At 35.6% G+C, this 13,720-nt stretch carries 11 protein-coding genes; 3 read left to right on the top strand and 8 right to left on the bottom strand.

All coding sequences use genetic code 11. From position 1 onward, the window contains the following. The first annotated feature begins 15 nt into the window (after positions 1–15). Complete coding sequence (locus ES724_RS02195; protein WP_146928929.1) at positions 16–495, top strand: ExbD/TolR family protein; 480 nt, start codon at positions 16–18, stop codon at positions 493–495. 106 nt (positions 496–601) lie between these two features. After that, a complete protein-coding gene (locus ES724_RS02200) occupies positions 602–1,306 on the top strand; it encodes a porin family protein (RefSeq protein WP_146928932.1) in 705 nt (234 codons plus the stop codon). On the opposite strand, the gene ES724_RS02205 is transcribed toward ES724_RS02200, so the two are convergent. The 8 genes from ES724_RS02205 to pyrH all read right to left on the bottom strand — a co-directional run bounded on the left by ES724_RS02205 (position 1,301) and on the right by pyrH (position 12,655). After that, a complete protein-coding gene (locus ES724_RS02205) occupies positions 1,301–1,906 on the bottom strand; it encodes a hypothetical protein (RefSeq protein ID WP_146928935.1) in 606 nt (201 codons plus the stop codon). The genes ES724_RS02200 and ES724_RS02205 overlap by 6 nt on opposite strands. Next, positions 1,906–3,363, bottom strand: a complete 1,458-nt coding sequence (gene rpoN / locus ES724_RS02210; protein ID WP_146928938.1) for an RNA polymerase factor sigma-54 — start codon at positions 3,361–3,363, stop codon at positions 1,906–1,908. The genes ES724_RS02205 and rpoN overlap by 1 nt, the downstream gene beginning before the upstream one ends. Positions 3,364–3,469: 106 nt before the next feature. Then, a complete protein-coding gene (locus ES724_RS02215; protein WP_146928940.1) occupies positions 3,470–4,324 on the bottom strand; it encodes an RluA family pseudouridine synthase in 855 nt (284 codons plus the stop codon). Between the two features lie 10 nt (positions 4,325–4,334). Beyond that, positions 4,335–5,777 (bottom strand): asparagine--tRNA ligase, encoded by a 1,443-nt coding sequence (gene asnS, locus ES724_RS02220; protein ID WP_146928943.1) that lies wholly within the window; start codon positions 5,775–5,777, stop codon positions 4,335–4,337. 158 nt (positions 5,778–5,935) lie between these two features. Next, on the bottom strand, positions 5,936–8,359 hold the full coding sequence (locus ES724_RS02225; RefSeq protein ID WP_146928946.1) for an efflux RND transporter permease subunit: 2,424 nt from the start codon (positions 8,357–8,359) through the stop codon (positions 5,936–5,938). A gap of 218 nt (positions 8,360–8,577) precedes the next feature. Further along, positions 8,578–11,046, bottom strand: a complete 2,469-nt coding sequence (locus ES724_RS02230; RefSeq protein ID WP_146928949.1) for a DUF5686 family protein — start codon at positions 11,044–11,046, stop codon at positions 8,578–8,580. Between the two features lie 124 nt (positions 11,047–11,170). Continuing rightward, on the bottom strand, positions 11,171–11,725 hold the full coding sequence (gene frr / locus ES724_RS02235; RefSeq protein WP_026837284.1) for a ribosome recycling factor: 555 nt from the start codon (positions 11,723–11,725) through the stop codon (positions 11,171–11,173). A 222-nt stretch (positions 11,726–11,947) separates the two neighbouring features. Then, positions 11,948–12,655 (bottom strand): UMP kinase, encoded by a 708-nt coding sequence (pyrH, locus tag ES724_RS02240; protein ID WP_026837285.1) that lies wholly within the window; start codon positions 12,653–12,655, stop codon positions 11,948–11,950. A gap of 229 nt (positions 12,656–12,884) precedes the next feature. On the opposite strand from pyrH, the gene ES724_RS02245 reads away from it, so the two are divergent. Then, positions 12,885–13,571, top strand: coding sequence for a zinc metallopeptidase (locus ES724_RS02245; protein WP_026837286.1), 687 nt, complete (start codon positions 12,885–12,887; stop codon positions 13,569–13,571). Positions 13,572–13,720: the final 149 nt, after the last annotated feature.

Here is a 13,720-nt window from a genome sequence, read left to right on the forward strand (position 1 = left end):
TAATTCAATCTAGATATGTCTAAATTTAAAAAGAAAAAGAGTGGTGAATTACCAGCGGTAAATACGGCTTCATTGCCAGATATCGTTTTTATGTTACTTTTCTTTTTTATGGTGGCTACTGTAATGCGTCAAAATACTTTGATGATTGAAAATAAGTTACCCTTTGCAGACCAAGTAGAAAAGTTGGATAGAAAGGAATTGGTAAGTTATATTTATGCAGGCAAGCCAAGCGAAAGATATCAAAAAACAGCTGGTAGTGAAGCTCGAATTCAGTTAAACGATAAATTTGCAGCGGTAAGCGAAATCCAGAAATTTATCTACGCAGAAAGAGAGACTAAACGAGAAGAATTAATTCCTTATTTAACAACTGCTTTAAAAGTAGATGTTGAAACCAATATGGGATTAGTGTCTGATATTAAACAAGAATTAAGAAAAGCAGAAGCACTTAAAATTAACTACACAACCCGTATTGGAGAGGTAGCTAAGAATAGGTAATACCTGTTATATTACTGTTTATAAAACATCCCATCTGGATCTACCGGATGGGATGTTTTTTTTATATTTAACTTTCTGAATATTTACGGGAACTAAGCTTTTGAAAATGAAAAAACTCTTATTTTTTGCTTTTGGCCTTTTCACATTGTGGCCTTCATTTTCGCAAACGGTTGTTGTAGATACTCTTCTAAAACCAATAGATAGTTTATACAGGGAAGATCAGTTTTATGTGGGCCTAACGTTTCATCTTTTAAGTGATCTCCCAGAATCTGTTGCTCAGTCAGGTTTTTCTGGGGGATTGCATCTTGGTTTCATTAGGGATTTTCCTCTCAATAAACGCCGGAATATAGCTTTAGGAGCTGGATTGGGATGGTCCTTAAATTCCTATGGTCAAGAAATGTTTATTGGGGAAGATGAAAATAATAATACGATCTTCAGAAATCTAAGTGATCCAGAAGTGGATTATGACTTTAATAGATTTTCTACTCAACTGTTGGAGGTGCCCATAGAATTTAGATGGCGAACTTCTACTCCAGACTCTTATAAATTCTGGAGAATATATACAGGATTTAGATTGGGATATATTTATTATTTTAAGTCTAATTATAGACAAGACTCTAATCAAGTCATTCAAACCGATGTCCCAGAACTGGATAGATTGCGGTTAGGAACTACTTTTACCTTTGGTTACAATACTTTCAATTTTCACGTGTATTATAGCTTAAATCCTTTCTTTAAGGATGCTCAACTCAATAACACTCCAGTGGGAATTACGACCTTTAAACTTGGCTTGATGTTCTATATTCTATAACCAGTAATTAAGTACTATTAATTGAGGTAAAAAGCCAATAAAGAACCCAAGTAATAATTCTAACCAAGTATGTGCTTTATAATGTAATCTGGAAGTTGCGGTTAGCCCTAAGGCTGCTATTAAAAAGGCTATAACGTATATTAGATTTAGTCTATAGTAAATACTAAGAGCTAATACGAACATAAAAATCCCCGAGAGACCTAACATATGTAGGCTTATTTTTAATTTGAGCCAAGCTAGAATAAATGCTGTGATTATTGAAAACAAGATCCCCACAAAAAAATAATATAATGCTGGGTAATTGTAAATATTTAAGATCTGATAGAGGTTTAGGCCAATAAGTAAACTATAAAAAAATAAGGGCCAACGACGTTGGCTAACATCTTTAAGAAATACAGACTCGGCTTTGCCTAAATTTTTGAGAAGAAAATAAAAGACTACTGGAATGAACAGAGTGGTAATTGCAATAGCTAATAATTTGGCTTGTATAAGTGAAAAAGGAAAAAATCTTGGAGTAACTACAAAGTAAAATAAACTCCCAGCAAAAGGCATCCATAAAGGATGAAAAATATAGGAAGCGCTTCTAATCAAGAACTTCATTAAATCTCTTTTCTCATTCGAGCTACCGGAATATCCAGTTGTTCTCTATATTTTGCAACTGTTCTCCTTGCAATAGGGTATCCTTTTTCTAGCAATAACTTTGCAAGTTTATCATCGGTTAGAGGCTTGCGCTTATCTTCTTCATCAATAGATATTTCCAAGATCTTTTTGATCTCTCTGGTAGAAACTTCCTCTCCTTGGTCGTTCGTCATAGATTCAGAAAAGAACTCTTTAATAAGCTTGGTTCCATAAGGAGTATCTACATACTTACTGTTTGCAACCCGAGATACAGTAGAAACATCCATTCCAATCTCATCTGCAATATCCTTTAAGATCATAGGGCGTAAATTACGCTCATCTCCACTAAGGAAGAATTCTTTTTGATAATTCATTATAGAACTCATGGTAACCATTAAAGTCTGCTGGCGCTGCTTAATTGCATCTATAAACCACTTCGCAGAGTCCAACTTTTGTTTTATAAACATCACCGCGTCCTTTTGCGACTTTGTTTTTTCTTTTGACTCCTTATAGCCTTTAAGCATATTACTGTAATCATTAGAAATATGCATTTCTGGAGCATTTCTACCATTCAAGGTCAATTCCAATTCTCCATCAATAATTTTAATGGCAAAATCTGGAATTACATGCTCCACCATTCTTAAGTTTCCAGAAAAAGCACCACCCGGTTTCGGATTCAAATGCTCGATTACATCTATCGCATCTCTAAGTTCATCTTCAGTAATATCATGCTTTGCAAGTAATTTGTTGTAATGTTTTTTGCTGAAGTGATCGAAAGATTTATCAAGCAGGTCTGTCGCCAATGAAACCTCTTTAGTTGCTTGCTTGCGCTTCAATTGTATTAGTAAACACTCCTGAAGCGAACGTGCTCCAACCCCTGCAGGATCTAATTCCTGAACTTTCTTTAAAACTTTTTCAACCGATTCTTCATCGGTATAAACGTTCTGGGTAAAGGCAAGATCATCTACTATATCTTGTAAAGTTCTTCTTATATAACCACTTTCATCTACACTACCCACAAGAAAATCAGAGATCTCCTGTTCCAGGTCAGTTAGTCTGAAGGTGCTCAATTGCGTTTTTAAATGTTGTGCGAAAGAAGTGCCAGAGGCATAAGGCACATTTTTTTCTTCATCATCTGCACTATAGTTATTTGCCTGAAGTCTGTAATTTGGAGTCTCATCATCACTTAGATAATCGTCTACATTAATATCCGCATCTATAGTGTCGTTATCATCATTATCATATTCGTCGTTGGAAAACTCATCATCGAATTCTGCATCTAGGTCTTCTTTCCCATCTTCCAGCGCAGGATTTTCCTCTAATTCCTCCTTGATACGCTGCTCGAAAGCCTGCGTAGGCAACTGGATAAGCTTCATCAACTGTATTTGCTGAGGGGAGAGCTTTTGAGATAATTTAAAATTTAATTGCTGCTTTAGCATAGGTAATAAATTGCGCTTTACACAAAAATAAGCAAAAAGCATGCTATTGTAGCTTTGGCATTCATATTGCTTTCGTAAAATTTTGTTAAGAATGGCTCTCGAGAAGCTAACTAACTGCCTTGCTGAATTTTGAAGGAAATTTTAGTTCTAATTTTAGAGGAATTTTTTCTATAGGATGATGGAGATCTAAACCTATTGCCGCGAGATAAAGTCCTTTTTTTCTGAAGGGGTCCTCGCCAGAACTATATAATTTATCGCCTACTATAGGAAAGCTAGAAGTGGAGAGATGAATTCTTATTTGATGGGTTCTCCCTGTTTTTGGAGCAACTTCTAGTAAGGAATAAATACGCTCTTCATGTTGAAAGGATTTCAGCGTTTTATAAGTAGTAAAAGCCTCTTTTCCCTCTATACTGGTTTGAATGGATGCTTGTATTGGAGTTTCACCAGTAACCAATGCTAAATATGTCTTATGGATCTTCTTTTCCTCGAAATCCTGATGCAACTGCAGTTGCGCCGACTTTGTTTTTGCAATGATCAATAGACCACTTGTGGGATTATCGAGTCTGTGAACAGGAACGGGGTAGGGCAAAGCATCGGGAAGAAGGGAGCGTTTTAAGTTGAAAGGGAGAGCGTGTTCTATTGTTTTAAAATAATTTCCGCTTGTTGGATATCCGGATGGCTTATTGATAATTGCCAAATACTCATCTTCAAAAACCACTTCCAATTTAAGTTGGAAGATTTTAAGTTGTTTTTCTTCTTTCTGAATATAATCTATTTGCTGGAGCTCCTCTATCCAATCTGAAGTTTGAGCAATCTTTCCATTTAAAAGAATTTCTTCTTTTTTGATGGCTTTTTTGAGTCCGCTTTTGGAAGGAAGCATTCTAAATATTCCAACCGCGTATTCCTGCAGTCGTATTTTGGAAGCGACTGCAGGAACAATATGCGATTCGATAATTTTCAATTATATAATTTTAAAATTCTGCATTTTGAGGTGTTCTAGGGAAAGGGATCACATCTCTTATGTTTGTCATTCCGGTTACAAATAGAACCAACCTTTCGAAACCAAGTCCGAAACCACTGTGAACACAAGTTCCAAATTTACGGGTATCTAAATACCACCAAAGTTCTTTTTCGTCGATGTCTAAGGCCTTCATTTTCTCTTTAAGAACATCTAAACGTTCCTCTCTTTGCGAGCCTCCAACAATTTCTCCAATCCCCGGAAATAGGATATCCATAGCTCTTACTGTTTTACCGTCTTCATTAAGACGCATATAAAAAGCCTTGATATTTGCAGGATAATCAAAAAGGATCACAGGGCATTTAAAGTGTTTTTCAACTAAAAAGCGTTCATGCTCACTTTGAAGATCTGCTCCCCATTCTTCAATTGGGTATTGGAATTTTTTCTTTTTGTTCGGCTTAGAATTTTTTAAGATATCTATCGCTTCAGTATAACTTACTCTTTTGAAATTATTCTCTGTTACGAATTTTAATTTTTCTAGTAAGTCTAGTTCACTTCGCTCTGCAGCTGGTTTTGTCTTTTCATCGTCCTTCAATCTGTTTTCAAGAAATTCAAGATCATCTTTACAATTCTCCAGAACATAAGAAACCACATATTTTATAAAATCTTCTGCAAGATCCATGTTTCCATCCAGGTCACAAAAAGCAACTTCTGGCTCTATCATCCAAAATTCTGCTAAATGCCTGGAAGTATTAGAATTTTCTGCTCTAAAAGTTGGTCCAAAAGTATATACCTGGCCAAGTCCCATTGCATAAGTTTCAGCTTCTAATTGACCAGAGACGGTAAGATTTGTTTCTTTTCCGAAGAAATCTTCTTTATAATTTATATTCCCTTTTTCGTCTCTTTCAGGATTATTCAAATCCATTCCAGTTACCTTGAACATTTCTCCAGCACCTTCGGCATCACTACCTGTAATTATTGGAGTGTTCACGTAATGGAAATTATTCTGCTGAAAATAACTATGTACCGCAAAAGACAGCTTGCTACGAACACGCATCACCGCTCCAAAGGTATTGGTACGAATCCTTAAATGTGCTTGTTCCCGTAATTTTTCAAGGCTATGTTTTTTTGGAGACAAGATCGTTAATTTCACCTCTTCTGGATTGGCATCACCAAGAATCTCTAAAGAAGTTACCTCTACTTCAACACTTTGCTGGCTCCCCAAACTTTCTTTTAAAGTCCCTTTGATCATTAAAGCAGCTCCTACAGTAATTCGTTTTAAAACATCTTCTGGAGTGTTTTCAAAATCAATAACACATTGTATGTTATTTATGGTAGAACCATCATTTACGGCTATAAATCTATTACTTCTAAAAGATCGTACCCATCCTTTTACTTCAACCTCCTGTAAGAATTGATCGCTGTTTAATAAATCAGCAATTTTTGCTTTTATCATTTTACATATATTTTTATAGGGATTCAAAGATAATTTTTCCTTGCTAGCTTAACAAGAACCCCATATTTATTTTCCCTCATTGAGGTTTTTATTCTCCATCCAAATAGCTATCGGGATGACTCGAAATTTTAATTATGTTTCGAACATTGATTCTTAAGCTAAGCTCGAGGTATCTGATCATCATTTTCGTCATCTGATAAATCATCGTCCTCATTCTCGATAATCTGCATAGAAGGTTCCTTTAAGATCTCTTTATTGGCAATACTCTTTTCTAAAGAAAGCAACAGCGATGGCAATAACAACAAGTTAGATAACATGGCAAATAAAAGAGTTGCTGAAACCAATCCTCCCAAGGCTACGGTACCTCCGAAACTACTAATCATAAATACTGAAAATCCGAAGAACAAGACTATAGAAGTATAAAACATACTTACTGTAGTTTCTCTTAAAGAAGCATACACAGATCTTTTGATCTTCCAGTTGTTTGCTTTTAATTCCTGCCTATATTTTGCCAGAAAATGTATGGTGTCGTCAACCGAGATTCCGAAAGCAATACTAAATACTAGAATTGTAGACGGTTTAATAGGTATTCCTATAAAGCCCATCATTCCTGCGGTTATAATTAATGGTAACAAGTTAGGTATTAGCGAGATGAGGATCATTCTGAAAGATCTGAACATCCATGCCATTAATAATGCAATCAATAATATAGCAAGCGAGAGTGAAATGATAAGGTTTTTCACTAAATAGGTGGTTCCTTTTTGGAAAATCAGTGCTTTCCCGGTAAGGGAGATATCATATCTATCTGGAGGAAATATTTTATTGATCTGAGGCCATAAGCCGGTTTCAATTCGCTCCATTTCTTCTGTGCCAATATCCTTCATAAATGTAGTCATTCTGGCATATCGCCCTGTGGTGTCTACATATGAATTTAACAGATTACCTTCAGAAGAAATTCCTTTTAAATAAGGAGCGATGAAGTTTTGTTCCTGAGAAGTGGGTAATTGGTAATACTTTGGATTCCCATTATAATAAGCCTGCTTAGAATATTTAGCGAGTCTTACCAGGGATAGGGGAGAAGATAATTCTGGAACCTCATCTATAGTATTCTCCAATCTTTCCATTTTCTTTAAAGTGGAAAGTTTTAGTGCACCTTTAGGCTTCTTAGTGTCTATTAAGATCTCCAATGGCATTACTCCGTTGAATTCTTCTTCAAAAAATTCGATATCTTTGAAAAAAGCTGCATCCTGTGGCATATCCTCCAACAAACTTCCTGAGGTCTTAATGGTATAAATACCTATAATGCTTAATACTAATAACGAAATGGAAGCAATATAGATAGCAATCCTATGATCACGAACCATACGTTCCACCCAATCTACAAATCCGCCGATCCATTTTTTGTTGAGATGCTTTAGGTGCTTGTCTTTTGGTAAAGACATATAGCTATAGATAATCGGGATGATTACCAGGCTTAAAATAAAAATGGCAATAATGTTAATGGAGGCGACAATACCAAATTCCTTTAATAGCTTACTGTCTGTAAGTATAAAGGTTGCAAAGCCAGAAGCAGTTGTTAGGTTGGTAAGTAAGGTTGCATTTCCGACCTTGGTGATAACGCGTTGTAAGGACTTTGCCTTATTTCCGTGGTTTTTGATCTCCAGCTGATATTTATTGATCAGGAAAATACAATTGGGGACTCCAATTACAATGATAAGAGGAGGGATAAGAGCTGTAAGTACAGTGATCTCATAATGCAATAAACCAATTACCCCAAAGGCCCACATTACGCCAATAAGAACGGTAACCATTGAGATTAAAGTTGCTCTAACAGATCTGAAGAAAAAGAAGAAGATCAAAGAGGTTACAAGTAACGCTCCCCCAATAAATAAACCTATTTCGTCTATGATGTTTTGTGAGTTCAATGTTCTTATGTATGGCATCCCAGACACGTATACATTGATGTCATTATCTAGCTCGAATTGCTTAATAAGCGGACCCAACTCCTCTATAACAAAGATCTTTCGTTCTTTGGAGTTAACTATTTCTTCTTTAATATAAAGTGCTGTTTGTACGGTATTGGTATTATTGCTATAAACCAGATTATCGTAGAAAGGCAGTTTATTAAAAATCTCATCTTTATACCCAGCAACTTGAGTACTATCCAATTTTCCCTTTTTGAGTAACGGAACCATCTCAAACCTCTTAGGGTCATCGAATTTTTGTAATTTCTTTAAGTTGCCAAGAGAAATTACACTTTCTAATTCGGGATAAGTTTGTAATTTTTCTGAAAGTTTATTCCAGGCATTGAATTTTTCAGGAGTAAAAAGGGTGGAATCGTTTACCGCAAGAACTATAATGTTCCCTTCTTCCCCAAATTTGTCTAGAAAACTATTATAGGTGATGTTTATCTCGTGATCGTCTGGCAAAAGATTTGCCTCGGTATAAGAAAATCGCATATTTTGCCATTGTAAGGCAAGAAATATGGTAATACCAATAATAATAGCAATAATAACGAGCCTATTCCTAAGAATAACCCGAGCGATGGAATTCCAAAATCCAAAACTAAAAATTTTTGACATGCCTGTTTTTTGAGCGCGGGCAAAGTTAAGAAAAGCCTTGGTATTAAACACTTATTGAGGGTTTAATTCTCGTCCCGATAGCTGTCGCGAGGCCTCGAATTTTCAAAAGTATTTTCCATCCTGATTATTATCAAGATATCGCTTATGAGCCTTCCCTCAACTTTCGGAATGGCTTGTCCTGAGGTTCTTGATCTGGTTTTAAGCAAGTATTCTAATTTCTAAATTTTTAGGTTCAGGGTAAACTTAAAGGAGAAATTTTCTTTGAAGGTTGGTAGGTGATAGGCGCCGTACCTGTAGGCGAAACTAAGCCCAAAACCACCAAGCAGTTTGTTGAGTTCTAAGCCGGCTTCAGAATAACCGTGCTTTAAGGAATTGAATTCGATATTTTGATGCGCCTCAATATTATTAAAGTTTCCAATTATAAATCTATTAAGAAGAGCCAGTTCGGGTTTGTAAGTATCGGTAATTCTTATTGGACGAAACTGATGTCTAATGTGCAGCGCAGCTTGGCGATCACTAAAAAACTCATTAAAGTACATCGTTTCAAAACTGATCTTTCCTGCTATGGAGAATCTATTTAAGATTTCTGCTTTATTAGGATTGTTCGGGAAGGCGTGAAATGCATGTGTAAGCGGGATATCTCCAAAAGCATAATTTCCCTCTAATGTAAATTGAGTGTTAGAAAGATCCAGCCTATTTACTTGATATTCTACTTTTAATCCAACTTTGGTGAAATCAAAATCTCCCCCTAAAATATTCGAAAAACTTTTTGATACCTGCCCTGTGAACTGTGGATATCCTTTGTTAATTACCTGGTTGCTTTCTGGGGTATTCAAAAATGTACTAAAAGGACGATATAAGAAACCGAGTGTGGCTTCTGTAATGGTGTAATCTGTATATAGTTGATTACTATTTACAAAACCATAATCTCCTATTTGTGAGATATCACTTTTATTAATCACCCATTCTGTCGCTAGTTTTGGAGTGAACCTATGGGTGAGTCCAGCTTGTAGTGCTTTATACTTGTAGTAAAAAGTAATGTTTGCAAATCGGGGTTCTAGGATGGAGAAATCATTGACACTTTTCAAATATTTATAGGCTCCTACTTCACTAATATCATCGCTATATTCAATATCTAACCAAGTGTCGCTACGTTTTCTTAGCAACTTTCCTGCACCAATTCCATATTTGAACTTTGCATCTTTAAAACCATAAACTAGATAACCATGTAGTCTTATTTTTTCAGAAAAATCAGCATTAGTTGTTCCTCCAGCTCCTAGCCGAATCCCTTCGTAATTGTTGAATTTAAAAAATTTACTGATATCGAAATCCCACATTCCGGCAGGTAAACTACCATTGGAAATCGCTTTTTTAAATCTGATCTTAGACTCTATGTTTCGAGTTCTTATTATACTGTCAACTTTTTGAGAAGTAAGCTCATCTTTTATTGTAAAAGGAATTTGTCGTTTGGCTTCCCAGTAATTAACAGACTTTTCATTTGCATCTTTTAATACATTTATAGTGGCTGCATATTTTGGAAAGGAAACTTCTTGGTTGAACTGAACATCGTAATTCACTGTAGTGGATTCCAAAAACAAACCCGATTCCACTTCTCCAGATCCAATAACCGTATTTAAAATAGATTTTTTACGCTGCACTGTTCCTAAAGAAATACTTCCGCCAAATACAGAAATATCTTTACCTCCTGTACCAGGTTTTAATGTGATGGTTTGACCGCTGGGGAACCACAAATCTTGGTCATCATAATAATTATAGTTATGATCTATCACTAAATTTACCGCACCAAGCAGTTGTGCGGTTGCTTTTTGAATAGCATAGCTCGTGGTGTCTATGTATAAAACACCTTCTAATCCTGCGACTTTCTTTTCCCTTTTCGGTTTAAAGTAGATCATATAAGAAGGTCTTCCTTCTACGCTTGTAGTGTCTAATATTTTATAAGAATAATTATTGAATGCCCCATTTGCAAGAGGGCCTGCATAATCTGTATCAAATAATTGATAGTTGTTCTTGTAAAGAGAAAGAGGTTCTGCTTTTAAAGCCAATACATCGTAAACTGGCTTGTTAAAACCTGCCGTCTTGATGCCTTCTACTAATTCTTTTCTCTTATTGGGTTTAATAAATAAGTGAGTTGCAGTTTTTTCTGAAAGATAGGCTCGACCTTGATTGATGATCGTCCTAATTTCGATATTAGAAGTATCAGTTTGGGTACTAATACCTGAAGCATCATTATCTATAATAAATTTGTTGTAGCTTTTATATTGAAAGCTATTCAAAGCCTTCTCCGGGTCATTGTCATCTTTTCTTTCTATCGCTTTACGAATAATTTTATCTGTAGGGCTTTCTTCAGAATACAACATCACAGCCGAAAGGTCTTCAGTAAATGGCTGCAGTTTTATAATGTAGAAATCTGAAAACTTAGTGACTTCAATTTCTTTACTGGAAAAACCAATGTAAGAAACTTTCAAAATAGAGTCTTGTGCAGTTAATTGTAAACTAAAGCTTCCGTCTATATTGGTAAGAGTTTGTTTTTTTTCTGAAATCTTTATGGTAGCATAGGCTAGAGGATCACCATTTTCAGAATTTATTACCTGGCCATTAATAGTGTTTTGACCGATAAGGCTAGAATATGAAATAATAAATAAAGCTAGGGTAAGTAGTGTTCGCATAGATTTATCATTCCTAAGGCTAGTTGACCTAAAAAAATCGGCTTTAAAATATTTATAATACTTAGGTTAAACCAAATATAATATTCTAAAGCCGATTTTGATATATTTTAAGAGGATCTTAGGTTTAGATCGTCATGATTTCTTTTTCTTTAACATCTAAACTAGCATCTACTTTTTTAATATGAGTGTCTGTTAAAGTCTGAATATTTTCTTCAGCAATTTTAGTTTCATCTTCAGAGATCTCTAATTTCTTGATATCGTTATTAGCAACTTTTCTGTCATTTCTAATCCCGATCTTAGCTTCTTCAGCTTCAGCTTTTGCTTGCTTAACCAGTTCTTTACGTCTTTCTTCAGTTAAAGGCGGAACGCTAATGATAACACTTTCACCATTGTTCATAGGATTAAAGCCAAGATTAGCGAACATGATCCCTTTTTCAATGGCAGTTATCGAGCTTTTCTCGTATGGCTGGATAGTAAGTGTTCTCGCATCTGGCGTGTTGATGTTTGCAACTTGTGCTAAAGGAGTCATGCTACCATAATATTCTACCATTACACTTCCAAGCATGGCAGGAGTTGCTTTTCCAGCACGAATATTAAGAAACTGTTTCTCTAAATGCTTAATAGCATTGTGCATGTTCTCTTCTGTACTCTCTAGAATAAATTTTAAATCTTCGTTCATATTATTTAAACTTTAATACCTCAATAAGTGTTTAATTCTCCAACCCGACAGCTATCGGGATGCCTCGATTTTTAAAAATTAGTTTTCAAATTTCTTTTCTTGTGCACTTGGCAACAATTAACTTAAAAAAGTTTGTATTTTTTAATCCCTCATTGAGGGTTTAATTCCCCGAGGCCTGCCCGAAACATTCAGGCGGGCTTGCCTCGAGGTTATTGATTTTACTTATAAATTTACTTTAGTTCCAATAGTCTCACCTGTAACCACTTTTAACAGATTCCCCTTGGTATTCATATCGAATACAATTATTGGTAATTCATTCTCCTGGCTAAGTGTAAATGCTGTTGTATCCATCACTTTTAAACCTTTGCGAATTACGTCATCGAAAGTGATAAAATCGAATTTTGTAGCTTCTTTATCTTTTTCAGGGTCTGCGGTATAAATACCATCTACTCTGGTTCCTTTCAATATAACGTCTGCATGGATCTCTATTGCTCTAAGAACGGCAGCAGAATCTGTAGTGAAATATGGATTTCCTGTACCTCCACCAAAAATTACAACACGCCCTTTTTCTAAGTGACGAATTGCTCTTCTTCTTATAAAAGGTTCTGCAACTTCATTTATTTGGATGGCAGATTGTAATCTTGTTTGTATGCCTGCATCTTCCAAGGATCCTTGTAATGCAAGTCCATTAATAACAGTTGCAAGCATTCCCATATGATCTCCTTGTACTCTGTCCATTCCTTTACTTGCGCCGGCAACGCCTCTAAAAATATTTCCACCTCCTATGACAATGGCAATCTCAACACCTTTATCTATCACAGTTTTTATTTCCTGTGCATATTCGGCCAAACGGTCAGGATCTATCCCGTACTGTCTTTCGCCCATTAATGATTCGCCTGATAATTTAAGAAGAATTCTTTTGTAGTGCATATCCTGTTTATAGATGAATGGTGCAAATATAGACAATATCTTAAATTGCAAAGAATCTCTGGCGCCCTATTGTAATTAAGCTTTGATATTTAGGGTAATTTTAAGTTTGTAATCTTGCTGAAGTTGATAATACTGGGCTTCTAGCCATTTCTCCCTAAGAACTGACACACATGAAAATGGCCGGGTTTTTGTTATATTTGAATTGTAAAAAACAACAAATTAAAAAGAAATGATAGGATATTATATAATTGCAGGACTCATATTTGCCGTGAGTTGGTATGTGAGCAACAAATTAAAAAGCAAATTTAAAAAGTACTCGAAAGTTCATCTTCAAAACGGAATGAGCGGAAAAGAGATCGCTGAAAAAATGCTTTCTGATAATGGAATAACCGATGTGAAAGTAATTTCTACTCCTGGAATGTTATCAGATCATTACAACCCACAGAAAAAAACCGTCAATTTAAGTGAAGGTGTTTATACGCAACGAAATGCAGCGGCCGCGGCAGTTGCAGCTCACGAGTGTGGACACGCGATACAGCACGCGCAGGCATATAGCTGGTTAGGAATGCGTAGCCAGCTTGTGCCAATTGTAAGTGTAGCGTCTAAACTTTCTACATGGGTGATCATGGGTGGACTGGTGTTAATGGCAATGACTTCTTTAGGAAGTACTGTATTATTAATTGGAATTATTCTTTTTGGGATGGGAACCTTGTTTAGTTTTGTAACCTTACCTGTAGAATATGATGCAAGTAAAAGAGCTTTGGTGTGGTTGGAAACTGAAAATATGTTAACCGCAGTAGAACACGATGCAGCAGAAGATTCTTTGAAATGGGCAGCTAGAACTTATGTAGTTGCTGCAATTGGTTCTTTAGCAACCTTGCTTTATTTTGTAAGTATTTATTTAGGAAGAGATTAAAGAATACTGAAATAATCCAATGGCTCCTATGTTTGCATTTGGAATAAATTTCTAGTTTTACAGATATAAGTGAAAGGGGGTAAGAGTCAACCGATGGCTAGATAATCATAAGATATATCGACCGATAGATAGGACCTTATCCTTTTATA

The sequence above is a fragment of the Gillisia hiemivivida genome (assembly GCF_007997295.1).
GTDB classification, from domain to species: domain Bacteria; phylum Bacteroidota; class Bacteroidia; order Flavobacteriales; family Flavobacteriaceae; genus Gillisia; species Gillisia hiemivivida.

Bases quoted from the DNA above. Each gene is read 5' to 3' on its own strand.
- pyrH (WP_026837285.1), bottom strand. From the start codon at position 12,655: ATGCACTACAAAAGAATTCTTCTTAAATTATCAGGCGAATCATTAATG.
- rpoN (WP_146928938.1), bottom strand. From the start codon at position 3,363: ATGCTAAAGCAGCAATTAAATTTTAAATTATCTCAAAAGCTCTCCCCT.
- asnS (WP_146928943.1), bottom strand. From the start codon at position 5,777: ATGATAAAAGCAAAAATTGCTGATTTATTAAACAGCGATCAATTCTTA.
- ES724_RS02225 (WP_146928946.1), bottom strand. From the start codon at position 8,359: ATGTCAAAAATTTTTAGTTTTGGATTTTGGAATTCCATCGCTCGGGTT.
- frr (WP_026837284.1), bottom strand. From the start codon at position 11,725: ATGAACGAAGATTTAAAATTTATTCTAGAGAGTACAGAAGAGAACATG.
- ES724_RS02200 (WP_146928932.1), top strand. From the start codon at position 602: ATGAAAAAACTCTTATTTTTTGCTTTTGGCCTTTTCACATTGTGGCCT.
- ES724_RS02205 (WP_146928935.1), bottom strand. From the start codon at position 1,906: ATGAAGTTCTTGATTAGAAGCGCTTCCTATATTTTTCATCCTTTATGG.
- ES724_RS02195 (WP_146928929.1), top strand. From the start codon at position 16: ATGTCTAAATTTAAAAAGAAAAAGAGTGGTGAATTACCAGCGGTAAAT.
- ES724_RS02245 (WP_026837286.1), top strand. From the start codon at position 12,885: ATGATAGGATATTATATAATTGCAGGACTCATATTTGCCGTGAGTTGG.
- ES724_RS02230 (WP_146928949.1), bottom strand. From the start codon at position 11,046: ATGCGAACACTACTTACCCTAGCTTTATTTATTATTTCATATTCTAGC.